The organism is Bosea sp. NBC_00550, assembly GCF_026020075.1.
Classification (GTDB): domain Bacteria; phylum Pseudomonadota; class Alphaproteobacteria; order Rhizobiales; family Beijerinckiaceae; genus Allobosea.
Map to the genome: position 1 here is coordinate 1,984,995 of NZ_CP102772.1, position 24,822 is coordinate 2,009,816.

14 protein-coding genes and 2 pseudogenes are annotated in these 24,822 nt (G+C 59.8%); 9 read left to right on the top strand and 7 right to left on the bottom strand.

The window, feature by feature from the left end:
* The first annotated feature begins 108 nt into the window (after positions 1 to 108).
* From NWE53_RS09480 to NWE53_RS09500, 5 genes and pseudogenes are all read left to right on the top strand, one after another.
* Positions 109 to 1,269 carry a glycosyltransferase family 2 protein gene (locus NWE53_RS09480; RefSeq protein WP_265054067.1) on the top strand — a complete coding sequence of 387 codons (1,161 nt, stop codon included), beginning with the start codon at positions 109 to 111 and terminating at the stop codon, positions 1,267 to 1,269.
* Positions 1,270 to 2,485: 1,216 nt separating this feature from the next.
* Positions 2,486 to 2,613, top strand: a pseudogene (locus NWE53_RS09485) (IS3 family transposase); the annotation flags it as partial.
* Between the two features lie 426 nt (positions 2,614 to 3,039).
* Positions 3,040 to 7,737 carry a family 16 glycosylhydrolase gene (locus NWE53_RS09490; RefSeq protein WP_265054068.1) on the top strand — a complete coding sequence of 1,566 codons (4,698 nt, stop codon included), beginning with the start codon at positions 3,040 to 3,042 and terminating at the stop codon, positions 7,735 to 7,737.
* A 287-nt stretch (positions 7,738 to 8,024) separates the two neighbouring features.
* Positions 8,025 to 9,116, top strand: a complete 1,092-nt coding sequence (locus NWE53_RS09495; protein ID WP_265054069.1) for a Gfo/Idh/MocA family protein — start codon at positions 8,025 to 8,027, stop codon at positions 9,114 to 9,116.
* Complete coding sequence (locus tag NWE53_RS09500) at positions 9,113 to 10,426, top strand: Gfo/Idh/MocA family protein (RefSeq protein ID WP_265054070.1); 1,314 nt, start codon at positions 9,113 to 9,115, stop codon at positions 10,424 to 10,426. Before NWE53_RS09495 ends, NWE53_RS09500 begins: the two co-directional genes overlap by 4 nt.
* 11 nt (positions 10,427 to 10,437) lie before the next feature.
* On the opposite strand, the gene NWE53_RS09505 is transcribed toward NWE53_RS09500, so the two are convergent.
* Positions 10,438 to 10,947, bottom strand: coding sequence for a hypothetical protein (locus tag NWE53_RS09505; RefSeq protein WP_265054071.1), 510 nt, complete (start codon positions 10,945 to 10,947; stop codon positions 10,438 to 10,440).
* A 558-nt stretch (positions 10,948 to 11,505) separates the two neighbouring features.
* Between NWE53_RS09505 and NWE53_RS09510 the strand changes: the two genes are divergently transcribed.
* Positions 11,506 to 12,942 (top strand): GumC family protein, encoded by a 1,437-nt coding sequence (locus NWE53_RS09510; RefSeq protein WP_265054072.1) that lies wholly within the window; start codon positions 11,506 to 11,508, stop codon positions 12,940 to 12,942.
* Between the two features lie 513 nt (positions 12,943 to 13,455).
* Here NWE53_RS09510 and NWE53_RS09515 read toward each other — a convergent pair.
* From NWE53_RS09515 to NWE53_RS09535, 5 genes are all read right to left on the bottom strand, one after another.
* Positions 13,456 to 14,682, bottom strand: coding sequence for a lipopolysaccharide biosynthesis protein (locus NWE53_RS09515; protein ID WP_265054073.1), 1,227 nt, complete (start codon positions 14,680 to 14,682; stop codon positions 13,456 to 13,458).
* 6 nt (positions 14,683 to 14,688) lie between these two features.
* Positions 14,689 to 15,810 (bottom strand): glycosyltransferase, encoded by a 1,122-nt coding sequence (locus tag NWE53_RS09520; RefSeq protein ID WP_265054074.1) that lies wholly within the window; start codon positions 15,808 to 15,810, stop codon positions 14,689 to 14,691.
* A 141-nt stretch (positions 15,811 to 15,951) separates the two neighbouring features.
* Entirely contained in the window at positions 15,952 to 16,893 is a 942-nt protein-coding gene (locus NWE53_RS09525) for a glycosyltransferase family 4 protein (RefSeq protein ID WP_265054075.1), read from the bottom strand.
* Between the two features lie 284 nt (positions 16,894 to 17,177).
* The gene (locus tag NWE53_RS09530; RefSeq protein WP_265054076.1) at positions 17,178 to 18,008 is read right to left on the bottom strand and encodes a glycosyl hydrolase; all 831 of its coding nucleotides are present in this window, start codon (positions 18,006 to 18,008) and stop codon (positions 17,178 to 17,180) included.
* Complete coding sequence (locus NWE53_RS09535) at positions 18,005 to 19,309, bottom strand: hypothetical protein (protein ID WP_265054077.1); 1,305 nt, start codon at positions 19,307 to 19,309, stop codon at positions 18,005 to 18,007. The genes NWE53_RS09530 and NWE53_RS09535 overlap by 4 nt, the downstream gene beginning before the upstream one ends.
* 836 nt (positions 19,310 to 20,145) lie before the next feature.
* On the opposite strand from NWE53_RS09535, the gene NWE53_RS09540 reads away from it, so the two are divergent.
* Entirely contained in the window at positions 20,146 to 21,885 is a 1,740-nt protein-coding gene (locus NWE53_RS09540; RefSeq protein ID WP_265054078.1) for a type I secretion system permease/ATPase, read from the top strand.
* A gap of 59 nt (positions 21,886 to 21,944) precedes the next feature.
* Positions 21,945 to 23,222, top strand: a complete 1,278-nt coding sequence (locus NWE53_RS09545; RefSeq protein WP_265054079.1) for an HlyD family type I secretion periplasmic adaptor subunit — start codon at positions 21,945 to 21,947, stop codon at positions 23,220 to 23,222.
* Positions 23,223 to 23,724: 502 nt separating this feature from the next.
* Here the strand turns inward: NWE53_RS09545 and NWE53_RS09550 are convergent.
* Positions 23,725 to 24,227 (bottom strand): annotated as a pseudogene (locus tag NWE53_RS09550) (ATP-dependent DNA ligase); the annotation flags it as partial.
* A 39-nt stretch (positions 24,228 to 24,266) separates the two neighbouring features.
* Here NWE53_RS09550 and NWE53_RS09555 point away from each other — a divergent pair.
* Positions 24,267 to 24,623 carry a hypothetical protein gene (locus tag NWE53_RS09555; protein ID WP_265054080.1) on the top strand — a complete coding sequence of 119 codons (357 nt, stop codon included), beginning with the start codon at positions 24,267 to 24,269 and terminating at the stop codon, positions 24,621 to 24,623.
* Positions 24,624 to 24,822 lie beyond the last annotated feature (199 nt).

The following is a 24,822-nucleotide window of genomic DNA, read 5'->3' on the forward strand; positions in this document are numbered from 1 at the left end:
ACCTGAGATGACCGCGAAGTCCGGAAAGATCGGATTGCAGCGAGCGGATACGCCTCGTCCTTTCCTGGCAGATGGCCGGTTAACGAGGAATTAAATTGTGGGGACCACATGGCCACACTAAGGCGACAGCCTCTTCCGCCGAGCGACATCAATGCGGCTAAGGCAAAGACGCTCCCACGGGCCTCAATCATCGTCCCGACCCTGAACGAGAGCCGGCACATTGGCGCGCTCCTTCAGCAATTGATCGATTTTGCCCCACCCGAGGTTACCGAGATTTTCGTGTCGGATGGGGGCAGCACCGACGGCACGCAGGAAATCGTCAGGGCGTTCGAGGCGCGCGATCGCAGAATTCTGCTCATCAGCAATCATGGTCGGATCCAGGCGATCGGCGTGAACATCGCGGCGAAGGCGTCCAGCCCCCAATCGGAGGTCCTCATCCGTATGGATTCTCACGCTGCATACGGGAATGACTTCGTAAAGACGTTGTTGACCGAGATGGGGCGTCCGGAACTGCACAGCGTGGTCGTTCGGATGGTCACCGTTGGCGAGGGGTGCTTCCAGCGCGCAGTGGCGATGGTGTCGAACACGGCAGCGGGGACGGGTGGTTCGGCGCACAGGATCGGCGCGGAATCGAAGGTCGTCGATCACGGCCATCACGCGGCGTTTAGGCGAAGAACGTTCCTCGATCTGGGTGGATATGATGAGACGTTCGCGACCAACGAAGATGCCGAATTCGACCACCGCCTGATGCTGAAGGGCGGGCGAATCTGGCTTTCCGTCGAAGCGGACGTCCGATACTTCCCGAGGTCATCCCCGTTTGCGCTGGCGCGGCAGTATTTCAAGTACGGTGCTGGACGTTTCCGCACCATGTGGAAGCATAGAGTCAGACCGAAGCTGAGGCAGTTGATCCCGGTCTTGCTCACGCTCTACCTTCTAGCCAGCTTCCCGGTAGCGCTGCTCGTTTCACCGATCATGCTGCTGCCACTCGGGGCATACGGGGCCCTGCTCGCGGGTGCCACCGTTTCAGCGCTGAGCCGCAACCCCACACTCTGCACGCTCTGGGTTCCGGTCGCTCTGGTCGTCATGCATGTGTCTTGGGGACTCGGTTTCCTCTCGGCTATCGCTCGCTGGCATCTGACGCGGCCTTCGACTCCGGTTCAGGAGGCGTTCGTGGAACCCGTCGAGCCGTCGGCTCAGAAGGAGCGCGGGTCGTCGGTCAAGGCGGTGAGTGCGCCGAAACCCGTTTCCTTGCCCGAGCGGGCCCACTGATGCGCCAGGAAGCCCGCGATCCCGCTGAACAGAACGATGCAAATGACGAACGCGATGGTCATCGGGCACCTTGCGTGAAACCGGAATGGCGACGGAGACGGTCGGTTAGGTAACGGGGCGTTATGGCGATGAACCGCTAATGAAGCGCTAAGAGATTCGTCGAGATGTGCGAGTTAAGGTCCCTCGGGCCTTTGAAAAGTAACAAATGCAACGACAGCAAGTGCCGGAGACGCTGGTGGGCGGAAACGACGACGATATACTGATCCTCGTCGACTTCGATCACCGCCTGCAGCACCGGGCTGTTCATCGCGACCTGCAAGCTGGATTGCACCCCCTTTTTGGACAGGTGGCTTAGCCGACAAGGCATAGGCATCCGCCTATTGGTAAAACTATATAGAACGCGCCTGACAGCCCGCTCTCGCGGGTCTAGGGCAGACCGATAAAGTAGTGGGCATCGGCGGCTCGGCGTGATTCACGGCTTCCGCGCGGAGGCACGGATGGATCAAGATTGTTACTAGCTAACAGACGCGCAATTCGCACGGATTGAGCCGCATCTGCCGACGGATACTGGCGTGCCGCCTGAAAAGTTCTCTAATCGCGCTGGTCAAGTCGACTGATTGAAGGCCGCGTACGCCGGGTTCATGGTTCTCTCCGTGGTCGATCTCTATGGATCGCCGCATGTTGGCGTCAGAATGGTTGGATCGACCAAAGTGGCCCTCGCAGTTGCCGTCGAAGGCACTGCATTTTCATGGACCGCCTGATCCGGGCCATACGTCCCGGCGGGGACGCATCCGTACAGTCAGCCGAGCAACGTGTGTGCGGTCATGTGGCTGCGGAGCACTAGCGGAAGGGGGTATGTGTTTTCCACATCGCGCGGAGTATCACGGCGCTCGTCCGGGCAACGGCGATCCGCGCCTTCTTGAAGGCCGACACCTTCACGAGCTTCAGCCCCGCACCTTCGGCGTCGAGAAGCGCAGTTTTCGCGTCAAGAGTGTCGTGGCCGCCTCGTAGAGGTGCTTCCTCGTCATCCTGTTCCCTTGCTAGATGCGGCCGTTCCGGCTGGTCTCTGATGGTTCTCCCTTCCTCGTCGGCTTGGGCCGACGGTTGCTGGATGACCAGTCTGGTGCACCGCCCTGCGCTCAGCGAGATGCGCCACCTGTGATCACGCTAAGTGGCCCTCCCTGAAGTAGGCTTCGAGCCTTGGAGGATGCCGATTATGCCGCAGAATAAACACAAGCCCGAAGAGATCGTCGCGAAGCTGCGGAGGTCGACGTGCTGTTGTCCCAAGGGCGTCCGGTCTTGGAAGCGATCCGGGCCATCAGCGTGACGACGTCCACCTATTATCTCTATGGACGGCTCTCCCCTTGCAAGTCGCTTTCGAACTGATTTGCCTGGTCGTTTGCAACATCTATCCAGCGTCACTCGTCGTCGGGGCGCCCAAATGGTGAATTTCTACCAAACGCTACTCAGAAGAAATTTTACTCGGAAGGTCACGAGTATATCGAGCCTCGGTGCCATAGACGGTCAGGTCGACCTGTTACCGTTTCTAGGACCATTGTTATCAATAAGTTCTTCTAGGCCAACGGTGTGCGAGAAGAGGTTTTTTGCTTCAGAATTATCAATACAATTACTATGTTTTATCCTCTCCATTTGATAGTTTTTGCGCTGCAGGCCTCCTAATAAAATAGAGAAAATTCTATATTATTAATAATGATTTCTAAACTAGTTGAGTGGTAGATCTTTAGTCATCCGTATAAGGGAGCCAACACGATGGCCTCGACTACCGAACCTGTGAATCAGATGATCCTGCGCGGGACATCCGGGTCCGATAGTTTGACCGGCGGCGACAAGGCCGACGCGATTACGGGCGGTTTGGGAAATGACACGCTAACCGGCGGCGCCGGCAGCGACCTGTTCGATTTCACCAGGGGCGACGGCTCCGACATGATCAACGACTTCGCGACGCGCGCCGGCGGCGACGTGCTTCGTCTGTCCAATTACGGCTTCACCAACTTCGCGAGTCTTCAGGCGGCAATCAAACAGGTCGGTGCCGACACCCAGATCACGCTCGGCAACGGCGAGGTGCTCACCCTCAGGAACGTCACGGCCTCCAGTCTCACATTCGACAATGTCGCCTTGGATCAGACGTTGGCCCAGTCCGGCGCTTCGCGGAACTGGTTCAGCATGGCGGTCGCCGGAGCAACGCTGAACGGTACTGCCGGCAACGATACGCTTTCGACCAACGCGCTGAAGGTCACCTTGGTGGGGGGCAAGGGCGACGATATCTATATGGTCGGAGATGCGTCCCAAAGCATCGTCGAGAACGCCGGTGAGGGCACGGATACCGTCCAGAGCTGGGCGGCAAACTATTTCCTGGCAGCCGGCCAGTCCGTTGAGAACCTGGTCCTTCAAGGCTCCAGCAACCTCAACGGGACCGGCAATGAACTGGACAACCTGATTATCGGCAATTCCGGCAGTAACATCCTGGCGGGCGGCAGGGGCAATGACTTCCTCACGAGTGGGGGCGGTTCCGATACGTTCGTCATGAAGGCCGGGGACGGCTTCGACGTGATCACGGATTTCACCGCCAAGGGCACTGGCTCCGATACCCTACGACTGGAGCAATACGTCTACGCGAAATTCTCCGATCTGCAGTCGAAGATGGGGCAGATCGGGGCTGACGTCGCCATCTACCTCTCCGAAACCGACGCCGTCACCCTCAAAAACACCAAGCTGCAGGATCTCTCGGCGCAGAACTTCACATTTGGTGCAACAAGCAGTTCGATGATCCTGCGCGGGACATCCGGGTCCGATAGTTTGACCGGCGGCGACAAGGCCGACGCGATTACGGGCGGTTTGGGAAATGACACGCTAACCGGCGGCGCCGGCAGCGACCTGTTCGATTTCACCAGGGGCGACGGCTCCGACATGATCAACGACTTCGCGACGCGCGCCGGCGGCGACGTGCTTCGTCTGTCCAATTACGGCTTCACCAACTTCGCGAGTCTTCAGGCGGCAATCAAACAGGTCGGTGCCGACACCCAGATCACGCTCGGCAACGGCGAGGTGCTCACCCTCAGGAACGTCACGGCCTCCAGTCTCACATTCGACAATGTCGCCTTGGATCAGACGTTGGCCCAGTCCGGCGCTTCGCGGAACTGGTTCAGCATGGCGGTCGCCGGAGCAACGCTGAACGGTACTGCCGGCAACGATACGCTTTCGACCAACGCGCTGAAGGTCACCTTGGTGGGGGGCAAGGGCGACGATATCTATATGGTCGGAGATGCGTCCCAAAGCATCGTCGAGAACGCCGGTGAGGGCACGGATACCGTCCAGAGCTGGGCGGCAAACTATTTCCTGGCAGCCGGCCAGTCCGTTGAGAACCTGGTCCTTCAAGGCTCCAGCAACCTCAACGGGACCGGCAATGAACTGGACAACCTGATTATCGGCAATTCCGGCAGTAACATCCTGGCGGGCGGCAGGGGCAATGACTTCCTCACGAGTGGGGGCGGTTCCGATACGTTCGTCATGAAGGCCGGGGACGGCTTCGACGTGATCACGGATTTCACCGCCAAGGGCACTGGCTCCGATACCCTACGACTGGAGCAATACGTCTACGCGAAATTCTCCGATCTGCAGTCGAAGATGGGGCAGATCGGGGCTGACGTCGCCATCTACCTCTCCGAAACCGACGCCGTCACCCTCAAAAACACCAAGCTGCAGGATCTCTCGGCGCAGAACTTCACCTTCCTAAGTTCGGCATTGCCAGTGCCTGCTGCGGCAATGTCCGGCAATCCGGTCAACTGGATCAGTGCTTCCAATGCGAGTGGTCTTACGGTGGGAAGCACTAGGAACGACCAGATCGCTGGCGGCCCGCCCGGAGCGGAGTTGGCCGGCGGAGCGGGCGACGACACCTACCTTATGTGGAGCATCAGCAATGTCGTGCGAGAGAACGCGGGCGACGGAGTCGATACCATCGAGAGCTGGACTGGCGAAGGCATTGTGCTGCCCGACAATGTCGAGAACCTGATCCTCAGGGATGAGAGCGACAGTTGGGCAAAAGGAAACGATCTCAACAACATTCTCACCGGCAACGCTGCGAATAATCAGATCATCGGAGCGGGGGGGAACGATATCCTGGCCGGTGGCGGCGGACACGACGTTTTCATCTTCCGGAACGGAGACGGACGAGACATCGTTTCCGATTTCAACGCTTTGGGCGACAGCAGAGACGCGATACGCTTGGACGACCTGGCTATTCAGAACTTTGCCGACGTCTCGAAGAGAATGAGCCAGGTTGGTACCGATACCGTTCTCGACCTAGGGGAAGGGCAGATGGTGACGCTTAAAGGCGTTACGCGGAGCAGCCTGACCGCGGACAATTTCTGGCTGCCCTTGGACAAGACTGGGTTCACCCAGACCTTCCGCGATGATTTCGACAGTTTCTCGACATACGCCAGTGGTCAGGGAACGTGGTCCACGCGTTATGCCAACGGTGGCATAGACGCCTACACGATGGTGGGGAATGGCGAGCAGCAACTCTATGTGGATCCCGCCTTTTCGGGACTCGCCGAGAGCAATGCTGGTCGCTCCCTCGGGTTGAACCCGTTCACCATCGAAGACGGCAGCCTTGTCATAACCGCCATGCCGTTCTCCTCGCAGAACCAGCAGTATGTCGGCAATTATGGATGGAGTTCCGGCCTGATCACGACACAGAACAGTTTCAGTCAGACATACGGGTATTTCGAGATAACCGCGACCCTTCCGGAGATTAGGGGCGCATGGCCAGCTTTCTGGCTACTGCCGGCGGACGGGTCATGGCCGCCCGAACTTGACATATTTGAGTATCTGGGACGCAACTCAGATACGCTGAGTTCTGCAGTGCATTCCGGCGTTTCCAACGGACAGATGTCATGGCAGGGGGTGGATGACCTCGCTGCTGGTGCTCACACCTTCGGCGCGAAATGGACGCCATACGGCATCGATATCTACATCGACGACAAGCCTACTGCCCAATACGCTACGCCTGACGACATGAGCGGCCCGATGTATATGCTAGCCAATCTTGCGATGGGAGGCCACTGGCCTGGATCACCCGACGCGGGCGCGACAGCACAGGTCAACATCGACTCAATCAACGCATATCAGCTGACGGAATACACACTCGAGGGCTACACGCTCAGACAGAGCGCGACGCAGACGCGCACCCTCTCCGGGACCGCCGCTGCTGAGACATTGTTGGGAACGGCAGAGAATGAGCAACTCGTGGGCAATGGTGGCGCCGACAAGCTCGTCGGTGGCCTCGGTGACGACACCTACATTGTAACCCTGACGGGAACCGCCGTCGTTGAGAATCTCGGAGAGGGAATCGACACCGTTCGCAGCAGCGCAACGTTAGCGCTTCCGGTCAACGTCGAGAACCTAGTGCTGACCGGAGGCTCGGACATCGATGCGACCGGCAACTGGAATGCCAACATCATTACGGGAAACAGCGGTGCGAACCTGTTGGTCGGCGGCAAGGGCAACGATGTACTGACCGGCGGCAGCGGCGATGACATCTTCGCGATCTCCAAGGGCGATGGCTCCGACATCATTAAGGATTTTTCGCCCGGCGACGTCGTCCGACTGGACGGGTTCGCATTCGGCAGCTTCAGGGAGGTCAAGAACAATTTGTCCCAGCACGGCGCGGACGTTTATCTCGCGCTCGATACCAATGAGAGACTGGTCTTTCGGGACCGTTTGGTCGGCAACTTCACAGCGGATGACTTCCAACTCCCCGATCAACCGCCGGCCGGCCAGCCGGCCAGCCAATGGGTCATCGGTACCCGGCTGAACGAGACGCTCGTAGGGACCTCCGCCAATGAGGGCCTGACCAGCGGCGGTGGCACGGATGTGCTCATGGGCGGACAGGGCGACGACCATTACATCGTCGGCGACGGCATCACGGTCATCGAACGATTCAACGAGGGTGTCGATACGGTCCAGTCCTGGTTGGCGTCGTATTCCCTCCCCGAGCATGTCGAGAATATCCAGCTCATGGCAGCGGGATCGACGGGTATCGGAAACGGCGGCTCGAACACTATCACCGGTACCACCGGCAACGATACGTTCTACGGCATGGATGGGAACGATTGGCACACAGGCAGCGGAGGCAGCGATAGGTTTATATTCGATACCAAGCTGGATCCGCTCAACAACGTCGATCGCATCACCGATTTCGATCCCACCGATGATCTGATTTATTTGAGCAAGGCGATTTTCTTCAGTGGTGGTAACCTGGGACCACTTAATTCGGGCGCGTTTGCGAGCAGCAGCGAATCGGCCACGGCATCGCAGCGTATCCTCTACGACCCATTGACCGGGCAGTTGAGCTACGATCAGGATGGCAACGGGCCGAACCAGGCGCTTGAGTTCGCACAGCTGCAATCCGGGCTTGCCCTTCGCTCAAGCGATTTCGTCATCATCTGACGTTTGTATTCTGCGATCTGCGAAGGGAATTTGGACGTTCAATCGACATCCGGTGCTGTCCGGCATTGGGCTCGCGGCGGCGCACATTGATGAGGGCGAGCCTGGCATGACGGGCTGGACAAAGCCCATCCTTGTCAATGGAAGTGCCGGAGCCCGCCTCCGATCGAGCTGGGCAAGCGCTCTCACTCACGCAGCGTGTCGCATCCCAAACGTGTCCGACCTTGTGTTCCGAAGAGTAATATGATGCCTTCGGCTGCAACAAGACAATCGGTTCCGAAGGGCGCGGGGTGAAACAGTTTCGTTGGGGTATTTTCGGAACCGGGGCGATTTCTGCAAAGTTCGTGGCGGGGCTGGCCTCTGCTACCGCAGCAAGACCAGAATTCATTGCATCGCGCTCAGCTGAGACCGCACGCCGTTTCGCGACGGAACTCGGAATCCCGAGGGCGATCGAAGGTTACGCTGAGGCGGCCGGGCAAGGTGGTGTCGACGCGATTTACGTAGCAACGCCCCCATCGGAGCACGCGGCTCACGCGCAGCTTTGCCTTGAGGCTGGAATACCCGTCTTAGTGGAAAAGCCCTTCGGGTCCAGCGACGCGGATGCGAGCTCTATCGTCCAGACGGCCCGTGATCGCTCGGTCTTCGCGATGGAAGCAATGTGGACCCGGTTCCTGCCCGCGGTTCAAGCTCTGCGACAGAAGATTGCCGAAGGCGCGATTGGCCGTCCGCGGTTCGTAACGGGGAATTTCGGCACGTCGCAGCTTCCTGAGGAGAGGAATGGGATGTTCGACCCGGCGCGGGGCGGCGGGGCGACGCTTCATCTCGGCGCCTATCCGCTATCCTTGGGACATTTGCTGTTCGGGACATCGACTGCGGTCCAGGCGACCGGCACCATCGGCTCGACCGGGGTCGACGAAGATGCCGCCTTCCAGCTGCGCTATGCGAGCGGCGTGACCGGGTCCTTCTTCGTCAGCCTTCGCAGCTGGGCGCCGGACACCTTTCACGTGCTAGGCGAGCACGGCATGCTCGCCGTCGAGGGTTCTCTCGTACGACCTTACGGCCTAACCGTCACGCGGGAGGAGCCCTTGCGATGGAGCAGTGCACAATTCGGTCTCCGGGCCAGGCTGCAGCAGCATCCATTCGTCCATCGGCTAGCGCAGATGGCGGGGCGCTCCACACGCAGCAGAGGGCGCGCTTCGGCGTACCATTATCGGGGGAACGGATACCATTACGAAGCTGACGAAGTGAGGCGCTGCGTCGAGGCCGGCCGAACCGAGAGCGCCGTGATGCCGCTTGACGATTCCCTGGCGGTTGCTCGAACGATGAGCCGCATCCGAGCCGATATTCTTTCCCAAGACGGCCTCAGCAAGAGGAATGCATGAAGATCGCTTTCGTCGGCTGTGGTTACGTCTTCGACATTTACATGCGGACCCTCTGGGCCTATCCGGAGCTGACCATAGGGGGAATTTTTGACATCGATGCAGCCCGCCTGCAGCTTGTGTCGCGTCACTATGGCTTTAGGGCTTATGCCAGCTATGACGAGATGTTGGCAGACGAGAGCGTCGACATCATCGTCAATCTCACCAGCATTCGATCGCATCAAGAGGTCATCAGACGCGCTCTGCTGGCGGGCAAACACGTCTACTCTGAGAAGCCGCTGACAACAGAACTGGAGTGGACCCGCGAGCTCTTCGATCTAGCGGCCTCGAAGCAACTCGTCTTCACCGGCGCTCCGTGCAACCTTTATTCAGATGCCGTCATGACGATGTGGAAGGCGGTTACCGACGGAGCGATCGGCAAGCCGGTCTTGATCTATGCGGAACTCGACGACAATCCGGCCCATCTAATGAAGCTGGAGAGCGTGCGGAGTCCGACCGGCGCGCCGTTTCCTTACGTCGAGGAACTTCAGGAAGGATGCACGATCGAGCACGTCGGCTATCACCTCGCCTGGATCTGCGCGATGTTCGGCCCTGCGACCTCAGTCACGGCCGTCGCTTCGCACCTCGTCGCACGTAAGACTGAGACTCCGCTGGCCCCCCCCGATACGCCCGATCTTTCGGTGGCCTGCCTGACCTTTGCTAACGGACTGACGGCGCGCGTCACCTGTTCCTGGGTCGCGCCGCGGGACCACAGCATGCGCATCATCGGCGTCGAGGGGCAGATCACCTGCGACAACGTCTTTCACGATCAGTCGCCGCTGTTTCTGGAGCGGTTTTCCCGAGTCAGCCTCGCGGCAAGGAAGGCATACGCTGCGCGAACGCAGCCGCTCATCGGCCGCCTGTTCGGCATTGGTGGTCGGACATTGCCGCTCGTACGTCGCTGGAAATCGCATGCCGTAGAGGCCGAGAAGGGTGTCGGCACGAGCCTCAAGCACAGGTTTGTCAGCTGGCTTCGTCGCAGGCAGGTCTACGCCCAAGACAAGCTTCTGGGCATTGCCGAGATGATCCGGGCACTCGAGGCGGGCAAGCCGCAGCCGATGCGGCCTGACTACCTGCTCCACCTCAACGAATTGACGCTATTGATCCATCGTGCGGGCCCTCAGGGAGCGACTGTCGTGCCCACGACGTCCTTCACGCCGATCGCGCCATTGGCCGATTCAGTCACGCCCACCGCGAATTATCGCGAGACTTATCGCCCGAAACGATCCGAGGCGCTGCTGGCGCGTCTGATCGCAAGATTGCACACGAGTTGAGCCGGGTTGCGTCAGACCAGGCCCGTAGCCGAAGGCGGAGAAGTGTCGATACTGTCGAGAAGTTCTAACAACTTTCCGTATTTCGCCCGCTGCCTGGCCAGAGCGTCGAGCCTTGCGGCGGCCAAGGCCATCTCCCTCTCAGCATCGCCGAGCATCTTCTCGAGGTCAGGTTCGCGCTCGAAGAAGATCCCGTCCTCGTTCCCCATGATGGCGTTGGCCTGGTCCCGGGCCTGGTCGAGCCGCGAAGCAACGCCGACTCTTTCGCGTTCTATTTGCGACAGCGTGTCCGCGAGTTTGCTCCGCATCTCCTGATGCCAGATTTCGTCCGTCTTGCAATCGCGGGTCTGTGAACGGAAGCGTAAGAGAGCCATCACACACCATTTCCTTCGGCAAATGGGCGGCCGACCCCAATGTCGCAGCCCGCGAAACCCTTGCGGCAGTTCGATCGAAAGAATGGCGTTCAATTGCGGCCATCGCAACGGCCAGCGGCACCGGCCGCGGCGGTCGAGAAACGTCGGCATCGTCACCCATCTCAAAAACGAGATGCTTGCGAGGCGGACGAGGCAGCACAGGCCATGCAACCGTGGCGTCCGGGGGCCATTTTTGAAGAAGAAGGGTATCAACCGGGCAAGTCATGGCGCAGGTGCAAGTTCTGAAATTTCAGGATATCTGAAAAGACTTGATAAATATTCAACTCCCACAGCCGCAACGTCCGGTCACGGCGCGGCTTCATAGAATGGTCATTGATTTGATATTTCCAAGTATCATCGTTTTACAACCCCGATCAATTTCCTCGAGAGCCGCTCGAGGACGCAAAGTTGCGAAGAAAGATCATCCATTTCACGCGAAATCGTAGTCGACAACCCAATAAATTTTCCACGCTGCGGCAATTCTACGCGCCAATCGAGCGCCTCAGTTGGCATTAGGAATGTCTATCCAGCCGGCCTGTTAATCTTGCCGCCGGAGTTAAAAAGAATCTGCTACGCTTCGTCCCTGGCGGCTGCTACCATGATCACGCATGGGCGGATAAAAGTGGGCCCCTGTAATTGGTCGTGTCCCTGCGACGTCGGGAGTCTGTGTTGCTGATTGATCTTCCCCACCTTTTCTCGATCCTTTGGAAAAGGAAGTTGGCTTCGCTGCTTGCGATGACGGCCGTCGTGCTTGCGGGCGTTGGGTTCTTCGTGATGGCACCCCCAAAATTTGACGGCTACACAATGGTCTATGCGGGCGATCCGGTCAGGGAGGGTTCGTGGGAAGCCAGCCAGATGCAGGAGCAGCGGATATCGTCGCTCGTTGCAATAGGCGAAACGGACGACGTGCTGCTGAAGGCCGCCGAGATAGTCGGCATGGACAAGATCCTGCCGAAGGCCAAGTCTTCAGCCATCGTGCAGTATTTACCGCTCACCATCCGCAGCCGGCTGGATTCAACAGCGAGCCAGGAAGCTTCGTCCGTCGCCGTTTCGCGTCTTCTGAGAAGCGCCGTTCGGATCACTCCGGAGCAAAAGACCAATTTGCTGCGGGTCGTCGCTCGTCATGACGATCCCATTCTCGCCGCGAGGCTTGCCGACGCGGTTGCGGCCGCCTTGATCGATCGACAGATCGAACTTCGGGCGAGGCCGGGGGCCGTGACCTTCTTCGAGCAGCAGCGCAGCCGGTTCGATGAGAGCGTCAGAAATGCTTCGGCGGAACTGGCTGCGTATGTGACAGCCAACCAGACTTATTCGGTAAGCGAACAACGGCAACACCTACTCAAGCGAGCTAGCGAGCTAGCGTCGGCACTCACCGCCACGGACGGCGCCGTGGCCTCGGCTGTCGGCCAGCGAGAGGCCCTCACCGATCAGCTCAAACGGCTGCGACCAGTCACCCAATCGCCATTCGTCAGCGGCTTAGTCGATGCTCTGGGCGCCTCCAGTGAACGGTCTTCGACCGGCCGGACGAGCCTGCCGCAGGGAGGCTTCAATGGGGATCCCCCGTTGCTGCTGGTAAGGGTCTACCAAGACGGACTCGTGGCCCTCCTGAAAGTGAACAGCGAAATCGCCGCCGCTACTAAGCTGCGCGAGACCCAGCAGGCTGCGGCCGTCGAGATCAACCGGGAATTGGCAGATCTGTCGAAGAAAGAAGAGACCTTCGCACGGCTGACGAAGGCGGTCGAGATTGCTGCCAGTAATGCGGAGACCTATGGCAGGCGCATCGTTGAGGAGCAGATCACTGCTGATCTGGCGGCGGCGAAGATGTCCAATGTGCGGATCGCGCAGGCGGCCTTGGTGCCCCAGACGGCCGCCTTTCCCAGTCTGCGTATGCTGATTCCCATCACCTTGTTGTGCGGCCTTTTCGCCGGGGCCGGCATCGCCCTCCTGATGGAATTCCGCGTCGGTGGGTTCGATCGCAACGCGATGAGTTCGGGGCCGAGGGATACCGCTGGGCCTGTCAGCGTTCAGGATCCCTTTCAGCAGAGGGATCTCCGCCACGAGGTGCGACAGGTCGCGCGAGTGAAAGCGCACGGCCATAGCGGTTGACGTCGCCGGCGAGACGACGCCGACCGGCACCCTGACTTCCTTCCCGAGTTCCCCGCTGAGGTTACGCTGACCGGGGCGTACCATGCAGTCGCGCGCAGGGCCGTGCGCCGCGCTGATCGGCCTCGCCACCCGGCGAGAGCGTGCTGATCTGCCCCGGAACGCGGCCACATCCGGTCCCGTCCCGGGATCGCGCTCGGGAGCATTGCGGTCGATCTGGGATCTGCGCCACTCTGTGGCTTGTCCGGGATGACAACCTGTTTCCTTCAGAACGCGGCTCGTCCAGGCTTGGCGCGGCTGAAGCCGGTCTTGCCAACGTCGTTAGCGTTTCCGGGAGGCACCTGCGCGCTCGGATCACCATGCGTCGGACAGGGCGCGACTGACGGCGATCCGGCATGGCTTCTTCCTACAGCTGCGATCGACCGCTCCGGCCGATGTGCAGAGCATTCTCGCGCGAGCCAGGCGCCACTCCGCGTGGAGCAAATGCGAGATGGCTGAGCATCGGAGCATAGATAATCAAGCTCGGCGCACGACCCGGAATGCGACGACTGATAGGATTATCCCGACGGCCAACTCAGAACAGAGCCGCGCGATCACCGAGCCCGCCGCGCCGTACTTTGGAACGAGCAGGGCCTGAAGTGTGAGGGTGACGAGAAGGGCGACGCCACCGACGCGGAACAACAGCGCCGACCTTCCGCTCGGCAGGATGATGAAGTTCGAGACGGAAAGTTGAAACGCCATGATGACGGAAACCACGCAGAACAGGCGTGCGAGTACAATAGCCTCGGCAAAGACCGCCCCGAGAAAATGCTCGACCACGAAGCCGATGCCAGCGAAGATCACCACCGCCGCGAGGATGGTAATCGACGTAATTCCAGTGACTACCTTCACCGACAGGCGCCAGTCCGGAGGCGAGCGGCGAGCATGACGAATGGTCAGGGGGGATATCGCTGGCGTGGCGGCCATGACGAGCGCGATCAGGACGGTGTTTACCTTCTCCGCGAGGCCGTAAAACGCGACCTGATCCGGTGTCGAGAGCGCCAGAATGATGATGGGGGTGGCGGTCGAGTAAAGAGTGAATGCCCCGCGCTCGGCGAAGTAGGGAACGGCCGCGCGGATTGCCCCGATCGCGCGGCTCCGCAGGAGCCGAAGCCTGAGCCGATCGCGCCGTAGCAGAATCCACCCGCAACTTGTCGTCGCCAAGGCGGCCAGTGTCTGCAGCGCAGCCACGCGCCAGAGTTGGTCCGGTCCCTGCACGAGCGCCAACACAAGCAACAGCTGCGTGAGCTGCGGCACCGCCTCGATCAGCACCGCTACTCCGCCCCGCTGCAAGCCCTGGAAATACCAGCCGAAGTTCAATCCGTAGGTGAAGACGGCGCATAGCCCCAGAGAGACGGCAATGGGCTCGCGTGTCGTGAGCCCCATCGCAAAAGCGCTCGCCAAGAAGCTCGTCAGCGCGAATGGCGCCAACATCAGCTTCGCGGTGAGGACGCCGGAGACCATCGAGCCCAGTTCGTCCCCATTTTCCGCGGCAGCAGTCGCGTTCAAGGCATACAAATAGAAGCCGAACTCCATGAGAAGCACGGAGATCCAGACGACAGCGTTCCACACCACGTAGTCGGAAAAGACCGATGGTCCCAGCGTCTTGGCAACTATTGGCGTCACGATGACCGGAGACAGGAACCGGGTGCCGTAGTTGAGGAGATAGAAGACGAGATTACGGCTTGCGAGCTTCACTGACATGGCGCGCTAGCGTGTCATCCGGGCGACGAGTTCGACGCATTCAGCCTCGCCGGTGACAAAGTTGGCGGCAGGTAGCCGCGCCTGCGCTGCGGTCAGCGTGTCGTAGTGCTTCGGCGTCATCGTTTCCAGCTTCCGTGCGATCTCTGTGAGATCCTCGCCGACGAGCCCGATCCCGCGTCGCGCGAGCCATCGCCCGGTCTCGACGGACCCGATCGCGATGGGCACCGCCCCGTTCGCGAGGCCTTCATAGATGCGATTGGGCAAGAGCAAAGTCGAGTTCTGGCCCTCTTCGAAGAAATCGACACTCCATGCGAAGTGAACTTGGCCGTAAATGGCAGGTAGGTCGGCATAACTGTAGTGGCCGCCGTACTTGATATGCGGGCTCGAGGCTATGGCGGCGTCGAACCTGTCGCGGATCGGCAGTTCGATCCAGCCGCGCAGATCCAGTTCGAGAAGCCCTTTTGCCGCGCGTACCAACTCCACCAGCGCGTTCAGGCTTTTTATGCAGCGCAGGCGTCCGAACCAGCCGACGCGCCATGGCGGCCCGGCCGCTCGAAAAGCCGGTGCTGGCAATCTGCCGCTCGGATCCAGTACCTTGTTTTCTACCAACATGACCTCCGGCAGGTGGCGGCCATAGCGACGGAGATGCTCCCGGACAAAGGCCGGCGAACTCGTGATGACGAGAGAGCACCTCCCGAGAAGCACCCGCTCCACCAATCGGACCGCTTTTCCTTTCCAACCGAGATTGCTCAGCAGCCGATGAATATCGAGGATCTCGTAAGTCAGCGGGGGCTTGTGCTTCGCGAACCGTCGAACCATTGCCGCTACGGTGAGTGCCTCGAGGTTACGCGCCAAGATGGCGTCGGCGTCGCCTATCATCCCGGCGAGGCGAGGCGAACGGGCCATTGCCCATGACACAGCGAGAATGCGTGACAGAAAATCGCCATCCGCAAAGCGGCCGAGCGGGATCACGGGAATACCGCCGACCGTATCTGGCGCACTGCGGTCCCGGTTGAAGCCGAACAGAGTGATCTCTCCGTTCGCCGCCCGGAGCATGGCTATACGACGTGCCACGGCGGGGTCAGCGGCGTCGTGTACGAAATAGGCGATGCGCACCGGCTTAGTCATGGCGCCCAGCCGGCCCATTAATCTGGAGCCCGCCCCTGCGCTGCCCGAGGTACTCGCCATCGGCGGCGGTAACGCTCGCCTCCGCGCTGTTAGACATGATAGAGCATCCCGGAGACCGTGCGGTTGCCGCTGCGACGCCTCTCATCGTCTCACCTCGGAGGTGGGCGAATTCGGACGGAGACAGCGTGTGAAGGGCTGGACGCCACGGGGATCGTGTCGCGCGAGCCGCTCCGCCACCTGATTGACGTATCCGTCGAGGGAGCACCGCTCCTCGGCGAAGATACGATTCTGGCGTCCCAGCCGCTCGCGCAGTTCCCTGTCGCCATTCAACCGGGTCAAGGCAGCAGCCATTGCCTCGTCATCGCCGGGCTGCACCACAGTCCAAGGATCGAAACCGGTGAGATATTCCCGAATGCCGCGCGACGCCGTCGCGACGATCGGCCGGCCTGCCGCCATGGCTTCGACGATGCCCGTCACGCCGGCCGCGTAGTCCACATCGTTTAGCGGTACGACGACGATCGACGAGCGCGCATAGGCGTTTCGCAGCTCCGGGAAGGAAACGCGGGACATATACTCCATATTGGGCGGACAATCGCGCGCCCTGACGTTATCTGCGCGATAGCCGTGGCCATAGACCGCGAATTTGCCTTCCACCCGGCCGGCTGCTCGAGCGAGCGTGTCGTAGTCGCGGTTCTCCGCGCCGCATGCCATCACGAACGGCGCAGCTATGGAGTCCGTATCTTCATCCGCCGGGCGGAAAAACCGATCATCCACCCAGTTGAAGGCGGCCATGACCTTGTCCTGCGGCATGCCGCAGTCGTCGGTCAGAATTTTGGCCTGCAGTTCATTCACGGTGATAAGCGCGGCGAATATATCGTGACCCAGAAGCGAGAGGACGAGCTTCTTCGATTTCCATCCGCTGTTGTGGAACACGCACGCCATCTTCCCCTTCCAACCCGAGAGTTTCAGCAAGATGGCGAGCGGCAGTCCGACACCCTCGGCGGTGACGTAGAGCCGGTCATAACGCCGGGCCAGAAGAGCTGCGTTGAGAGCCGATCCGACCTTTTGATAGCGGCCGAACAAGATCTTGAACCATCGTCCTCGTCTAGAGGCGGCGGAACTATACGAGAGTATGTCGGCGCCAGTTGCCCGTGCAATCTCGACAAATTCGAGACGCGGCCCCTCCTCCTCACTATACCCCGCAAGTTCATCCGCGTATTTTCCCGCCCCCAGCACAACGGCGCATCGCATGTAATCAGACTCTCTGCCAGGCCAAGTTTGATTGATTGAAATATGGCACCTCTAACCAAAGGGCAATCAGGCTGCAGCAATAGTTATCTCGCGTCGCCGCAATGCCGCAGGTATGGTTAGCGTGAGTGTAGTCCGAAGGCAGAGCGAAAGGCTACGGCCGTCGCCGCATACTGGCCGGAGGTGAGTTGGCCCGGGTAGGCTGCGTTGCTGTCCCAATAACTGTGGAAGAAGATGTCGCTCGATCTGCACCATTCCGCCATCAAATCGATATATGCGCCGAAGTTGTCGGAACAGACGCCCCATTCTGGGTAGACGACCGGCTTCTTTTGTCTGCGAGCGAAATCGAGGTGCCACTGCAGTCCGTAAGGCCGCGTAACCATATGGGTCCAGGAAGCGAGCGGCTCTATCGGATCCCATTTTGGGAAATGGTAGAAATCGAGCCCGATGAGATCGACGAAGTCTACTCCGGGAAACGTAGGTGACGGGTCTTGCTGGTCGATATTCGGACACCATATGAACCTGAAACGTATCGAGACCGAGCGGAAGACCGCCACGAAACGCCGAAATGCATCATTGAATTGCCGCTCGTGATTCCGCGCAGCCCATTTCATCCAAGTGCCGTTCTGCTCCCAGCCCGTGCGGACATAGACGATTGCCTGGTCGGGACGATGCCGGGACAGGATCCTCGCCGCGGCGCGCCAGCGGCTATCACATTGTCCGCCGGCCGCATCCGCCAATGTCGCCCCGGCCCAGATCAGCGGAACGGACCAGACAGCCGGCTTAGCGAATCCGGCGAACAGGTCGGCGATCCAGGACACGGATCCAATGAAGTCGTCTGCCGAGGCCTCGCCGACGAAAAGAGAGATGAAGTCGAGCCGGCCGACTACCCTTTCGAACCGGCGAGCGGCCTCGACATCGTTGCCTACATAGGCGCCGACCAAAGTCATGGTCTAGCTTTTAGGACGCGGAACTGCACGCGGCCGTCCTCTTCGAATTGATCGGGTGAGGGGTAAGGCGCCCTCGCGGCCGCCTCCTCGGAAGTCCCCGGCCATACGACGAGGAGCGCCATTACCCCAGTAATGAATGGATTGAGCAGGTATCCGCCCAAAACGAGATATGTATAGGCGAGAGGAAAACGCAAGCCCGGCTGCCCTTTGCCCACCGCGAAATAGAGAAGGGACGCATAGAACAGAGAGCCGACCAAGCCATATTCATAAATTACCTTTCCCCAGGTCGGGTCGAAGGTTCCAAAGCTCACCTTAAGGAAATACTCTTGCACGGAGCCGGGACCACGGCCGAAAAAAAGTGAGCCGTCACGCACATGCAATGCGTATTCCAACAGCGGAATGACGCCAACGAAGCGCGAATAACCGCTCGACTGCTTTTCCGAGAACTCACTGACCCGATCGGTTAGGGCATTTAGTTCGAGCATACCCCCGAGAGGGATCGCGATCATGACCCCGACTACGCCGAGGGCGACGAGCCCGAACTTCCGCTGGCGCCATGCGTGGTACGGGACAATGAGGGCGAGCATTGTCAGTCCCGTTCCTGAATAGGTAAGTACGGACGCAACTATAAAAAGAGCAAGTACCGCGACGCGGGCTTTCCGAATGAACTCGGCCACGAATGCGACTGCCAAAAACTGATTGAAGAACGATGGCTCCAGGAAGAAAAACCCATTACTTTTGATGGTTGGAGAGCCATAATAAAGTGGGTTCATAAGGTTGAACCCTTTCAGCAAAAGCATATCTGGAAGATATACATCAAGGGCAAAAGCGAGATTTCCGACGATAAACTGAGAAAAATACTGAATAATTCCAACAAACGCCAATATTATCATGATTTTGACAAAAAAGTGTAGAAGCTCGTCGTAGTCGTCTCGCGAGAGCCTTATGCGGAAGATCAGGAAAGACTGGATGACAGCGGCGAGCGCAAAGGACGTGAATGAGAACTTGTCGGTGGCCACGACCGCGTAGCTCAACACGCCCACTGAAAGGAAACCGCCCAAACACATCAGCGACCTGATGTCCACAAGCATGCCGCGCGACATCAGTTGGGCAATGGTGACAATGATAACCAGGAACGAGAAGGAGAAGGCGCTGGCTGTGCCGGGTATCGCGATCTTCTGCAGCAGGATCACGAGGACGAGCGTCATCTTGATAACGTCAACGGTCGAAAGATAACGGTAGGCGGCCGGGAGATTTCGCCCCGGTGGCTCCACTGCAGAGTTCTTGAATTCCGTCATCATAGGGCCCTCTTCCGGAATACGGGATCGGCCGGAGTTCCGTTATCCGGTGCCATTAATACTCGATACAGATAGAAGCGCCGCAACTGCAAGAGATGAGGCGCGCTTGCTGTCGCCCTCCGGCGACGCGCGGTGTGGCGTCAGCCGCAACCAAGCCATTGACCTCCATGACGAGCACAGACGGACGTCTCGAGATCGTACGCCTCGCCGAAGCAATCGCGCTTGCAACCGGACCCGCGATTGGGCCCTCGATACTGCGGCGAACTGTCACGCGCGGATGCCGCTACTGCCGATGGGCATCTCAAAATCAGCAATGCGGCGGTCAAATTGCTTCCGGACTCCATCCGGCGGCGACATGCATCTCGTGTACGTTTTGATGACAAACTAAGCGCCCCGTGATTGAGCTGTCATTGTGGCAGCGACGGCAATCATTCCATCCGCTCGTCCAATCGTGTCGGATGCTGCGGAATTCTTTGAGTCTGCAGAACATGGGTCCGATGATTTTACGGGCGTAACAGGCGTCGCGGTTGTGGCGTGCGCGTTCTTGACGGTCGATATGTTGCCAATCACTCGGAACCTGAATTCCTCCTAGTCTCAAATCTTTAATTTGAATAATTATTCTAACAATTGAAAAAACAAACTTATCGTGGTTTCGTCCGGAAATGCATGACGCAAAATCTGCATATATACTAGGAATCGCGAGCGTCCCTAAACTGATTCAACCCGGCTACCTTTCGGTAGTTTCCATCGCGGACTGATCGGTAAGAGTTACTTAGAGTTTCGGTGGTTTGCTCAATCGTCGTCACTGCCGATGGCATCTCCGAGTAGCGGGAACTAAAATGGCTCCCTTTCAGTCAGCGGCGGTAAGCTCTTCCGAAGTCGCGGAAGCGTTGCGCGGTTGCCTGAAATGGTTCGCCGGTGTGGCGGTGTTTTCGGCCATCATCAGCGTGCTCTATTTGAGCGGTTCAATCTACATGATCCAGGTCTATGATCGGGTCCTGGCGAGCCACTCGGTACCGACGCTCGTGGCTCTTTCATTATGGCTCTTCGCCACCATCGTCTTGCAGGGATTTCTCGATGCACAACGCTTGCGCATGCTGGCGCGTATAGGTGCGCGCTTCGATGAGGTTCTCGCTCCCCGAATCTACGCCCTCGTTGCAGCGATGCCTTTGTGCGCTCCAACTCAGTCGCGGACCTCGGCGCCGGTTCGTGACGTGGATCAAGTCCGCGGTTTCCTATCGAGCCTCGGTCCGACCGCCCTATTCGACATCCCCTTCACCCCACTCTTCGCCTTGATCGCATTCCTTCTGCACCCTTGGCTTGGGCTGCTCGTCGTTCTGAGTGGCCTGGTGATTCTCGGACTTACATTCCTCGTCGACGTCCTCAACCGTTCAATCTCAAAGATGATCGCGGGGACCGCAGTTCAGCGGCAGAACTTGATAGAAAGCACACGCCGAAATGCCGAGGTCATAGTGGCGCTCGGAATGGACGTGCCGCTGACCAATCGCTTTCAGATTATGAGCAATCGTCTGACCGATGCCGGTCTACGCGCCAGCGATGTCGTCTCCACGGTAGGGACCGCCACGAAGATGATCCGCATCGGGCTTCAGTCTGCATCTCTCGGGCTGGGCGCCTATCTTGCGATTCGCGGCGAGATTTCTGCCGGCTCGATCGTGGCAGCTTCGATCCTGACTTCGCGCGCGCTGGCTCCAATAGAGACGGCGATCGTACATTGGCGAAGTTTTCTGGCCGCACGGGAGAGCTACTTCCGGCTTGGTGAATGCTTGGCGCTTGCTCCCGAGGTCGACGATCGGCTGCCACTGCCGGGGCCGTCACGGCGCGTGCAGCTTAGTAATCTCGTTGTAGTTCCCCCGGGCGGGACTAGCCCCATCCTCAAGGGCGTCTCGTTTGAGATGGCGAGCGGCGACGCACTCGGCATCATCGGGCCAACGGGCTCGGGCAAGTCGGCGCTCGCACGCGTGCTCGTCAACGTCTGGAGGCCGACGCGCGGTCAGTTGAAGCTCGACGGCGCGAGCCTTGATCAATGGGGCAAGCGTCTCAGCGCGCACATCGGATACTTGCCGCAAGACATCGAACTGTTGGAGGGCACGATCGCCCAGAACATCGCTCGCTTCTCGGCCGCCCCGGACCCGGCGGCAATCGTGGCTGCTGGCCGCGCGGCGGGTGCCCATAACCTCATCCTCGACTTGCCTCGCGGTTACGACACCCCTATCGGTGACGGCGGAATCGGGCTTTCTGGGGGGCAGCGACAGCGCATCGCGCTCGCACGAGCGCTGTTCGGTGATCCGTTCCTTGTCGTGCTTGACGAGCCCAACGCAAATCTCGACGGCGAGGGCGATGAGGCGCTGGAGCGCGCAATCATGTCCATCAGGGCACGCGGGGGAGTCGCCGTCGTCATTACCCACCGCACGCCTGGGCTCTCAGCCACCAATCTAATCGCGGTTTTGAAGGACGGACAGTTCTCAGCCTTCGGGCCGAAAAGCGAAATGGTGCGTCGACTCCCGACGGTGTATGGCTCGGAGCAGTCGCCACGTATGGCAGAACGTGTTTCAACATGAACGCGGTTTCGCCGAACATGCGAGCCGCCCCCGGATCTAATCGGCCGAGCCATCTCGACATGCTGCGTCGCCAGCAGCGTGCGGGCCTCATTGCAGTTGCGATATTCCTCGGTACGACGGCCGCGTGGTCGATGACCACCACCCTTTTCGGAGCGGTGGTGGCCGTCGGCAGCTTTGTCGTTGCTGGGAATGTCAAGAAGGTCCAGCATCCCCACGGAGGCGTCGTCGGCGCACTACTGGTCAGCGAAGGTCAACATGTCAATGCGGGAGAGGTCGTGCTTCGGCTCGATCCGACGACGGTGAAGTCATCCCATCAGATCCTCGCCAAGCAGATCGACGAAGCGACGATACGCCTTGCACGGCTGGAAGCGGAACGGCAGGACGCGCCCGAAATGAACACGGGCGAGTTTGCCGCGATGATTGCGGCTTCCAACGAGTTCGGGCGAGTCGTTGCGGCAGAAGCAAAGTTATTCGATGTGCGCCGCGTCGCGCGTGAGGGGCGCCGAGCGCAGTTGCGCAAACGCATGTCGCAACTCGCTGACGAAATCAAAGGTCTCTCCGCCCAACGTGCCGCTAAGGAGCGGGAGGCGGGCATCATTGCCGATGAGCTCGCCGGCGTGGAGGACCTCTATCGCCGTAAGCTCGTGCAGTTGACGCGCCTGAGCACCTTGCAGCGCGAGCAGGCCAACATCGAAGGACAGCGCGGCAAATTGAATGCGGAGATCGCACAGGTCGAGGGTAAGATCGCGGAAATCGAGTTGCAGATTATTCAAATCGGCGAGGATCAGCGTGCCGATGCCATCAAAGAACTACGAGATGTTCAAGCGCGCCACGGTGAACTCATTGAGCGGCGGGTCGCCACGGAGTTCCAGCTCGAGCACATCGACCTGCGAGCGCCAAGCGCAGGAGTCATTCACCAACTGGCCGTTCACACGATTGGTGGCGTGCTCCCGGCGGGAGAGACTGCAATGCTCATCGTCCCCGGCGAAGAAGCTCTTCAGCTAGATGCCAGGGTGCGGCCGGCCGATATCGACCAGATCGCTTCCGGTCAAAGTGTACGGATCAAGGTGCTCGCCGGGCAACAAAGTAGGGCGCCCGAGCTTAGAGGCAGCATTATGCGCATTGGCGCGGACATATCCCGTGACGAGCGAGATGGCCAACCATACTATGCTCTTCGAATTGCGATCCCTCCGGAGGAATTCGCTCGATTGGCGCCACTCAGGATCATTGCCGGCATGCAAGCAGAAGCGATGATCGAGACAGCACAGCGAACGCCGCTCGACTTTATCCTCAAACCCTTCATTTCACAGTTCGACCGTGCGTTCCGTGAGAGGTGACCCCGAGGAGGTCCCGCTGCGCTCGCCCTTCAGGCGCCGAAACCGTAGAGTACGTCGTCGCTAGCCCCGTCGACCGCCAACGTCCCACGATGGCCGCAGTCGGTAGATCTGCATGCGGCCGTGGAGCCCCGCCCGTTCTCGCGTCCGGCTTCGCACCCCGGACGCCGTGTCCATTTGCATCATGTCGATCATCACAAGTGCGCGCACGCAGAAACGTTTGCGCCGGCACCTGCGTCTACGGCAAGCTCGTAGACAGCGACGGCGAGATCCTCGACATGCTGGAGCAATCGAGATGGGATACGGGTGTTCCTTACGGGGGATGGGCAAACTGCTTAAAAAGAATGGCTTTGCTTCCAAGGTGCTGGTGACGGACAAGTTGCGTCCTAGCGTGGCTCGGCGAGAGCTGAAGTTCTGGGCACGCCATGAGCAGGGCATGCGCCGCAACAATCAAGCTGAGCACCCACGCCAGGTGATCCGACGGCGAGAGCGCAAGATGCAGCTATTCAGCCAGCATGGCGCGGCATTCATCGAGCCCGAGTGCGCGCAGATCGTGGCCGTCGAGGTAGAGCAGATCGAAGGCGTAAAGGATCGCCTCGCTGGCGAAGCGCCGGCCACCGCGCCCGCCGAGCGCCTTCTGCAAGGCACCGAAGTCCGAGGCGCCGCGCGCGTCGAGCCCCCTGCCTCGCCAACGAGGATGGCATCGGCTAGCCCAAGTTCAAGCGCGTCATGGGCGATCGTCGGGAAGCGCGCCGTCCAATTATGCCCGCCTCGGGTGACGATGCGGACGCGACTGGCCTCAATATGCACGGCGAGCCGATAGCCATCCCATTTCACCTCATAAGCCCATTCGGGATCGATCAGCGGCTTTGATGCCAGCAGGGCCAGGCAGGGCTCGACGCGCTCCGGCATCGGATCGAACAGCAGCGCCGCCTGACGGCCAGTCCGACCCCGGCGGGGGGCCGGTGCCGACCTGACCGTCTCGGCCACCGGGCCGGACCGCAACACTCACTGTCGCGGTCGGGCGGCTCGAATACGTCTCTCTCGATGATCGCACCACTGCTTCTCGCAGTGTATTATATGGCACCTGCGCCCACTGCAGTGACCATCCTCTTGTTCGTACTGCTCATCGCATTCTATTTTCCGGCAAACTTCATGCTGGTGCTACGCCGGATGCGCGACGTCGAAATGCCGCTCTGGCACGGCGGCTTGATGATCGTCGCGGGTATCGCGTCATCGATCCTCGAACAGATGGGCGACAGAAGCGCCCTCCTTTCACTTCCGTGTCTGATCTACCTGCTTGTGATGGGCCTGATTCTACTGTTCAAGCCGGGCCTCGCTGCGCAGCAAGCGAAGGCGATTAAGGCCGCGCCTGTGCGGCCCCGGGGTGAACCGGCACCCTGATGCGAGCAACGCCGCCGCTTTACAGTGATTCGGCCGGGTGATTCGGTTGTTCAATTATGTCGGGTGCGACTTTTCAGGCGGAAAACGGTGCTAGAATCGCCGCCAACCTGTGGATTGCGCCGATAACCGCCGCGACGAAGCCGCTGCGCTTGGCTTTCGCAGCCGGCCTCGGCACCTTCGATTCGCCAAGACGACGGAG

Bases quoted from the DNA above. Each gene is read 5' to 3' on its own strand.
- NWE53_RS09480 (WP_265054067.1), top strand. From the start codon at position 109: ATGGCCACACTAAGGCGACAGCCTCTTCCGCCGAGCGACATCAATGCG.
- NWE53_RS09490 (WP_265054068.1), top strand. From the start codon at position 3,040: ATGGCCTCGACTACCGAACCTGTGAATCAGATGATCCTGCGCGGGACA.
- NWE53_RS09500 (WP_265054070.1), top strand. From the start codon at position 9,113: ATGAAGATCGCTTTCGTCGGCTGTGGTTACGTCTTCGACATTTACATG.
- NWE53_RS09505 (WP_265054071.1), bottom strand. From the start codon at position 10,947: ATGCCGACGTTTCTCGACCGCCGCGGCCGGTGCCGCTGGCCGTTGCGA.
- NWE53_RS09515 (WP_265054073.1), bottom strand. From the start codon at position 14,682: ATGTCAGTGAAGCTCGCAAGCCGTAATCTCGTCTTCTATCTCCTCAAC.
- NWE53_RS09520 (WP_265054074.1), bottom strand. From the start codon at position 15,810: ATGACTAAGCCGGTGCGCATCGCCTATTTCGTACACGACGCCGCTGAC.
- NWE53_RS09530 (WP_265054076.1), bottom strand. From the start codon at position 18,008: ATGACTTTGGTCGGCGCCTATGTAGGCAACGATGTCGAGGCCGCTCGC.
- NWE53_RS09535 (WP_265054077.1), bottom strand. From the start codon at position 19,309: ATGATGACGGAATTCAAGAACTCTGCAGTGGAGCCACCGGGGCGAAAT.
- NWE53_RS09540 (WP_265054078.1), top strand. From the start codon at position 20,146: ATGGCTCCCTTTCAGTCAGCGGCGGTAAGCTCTTCCGAAGTCGCGGAA.
- NWE53_RS09545 (WP_265054079.1), top strand. From the start codon at position 21,945: ATGCTGCGTCGCCAGCAGCGTGCGGGCCTCATTGCAGTTGCGATATTC.
- NWE53_RS09555 (WP_265054080.1), top strand. From the start codon at position 24,267: ATGATCGCACCACTGCTTCTCGCAGTGTATTATATGGCACCTGCGCCC.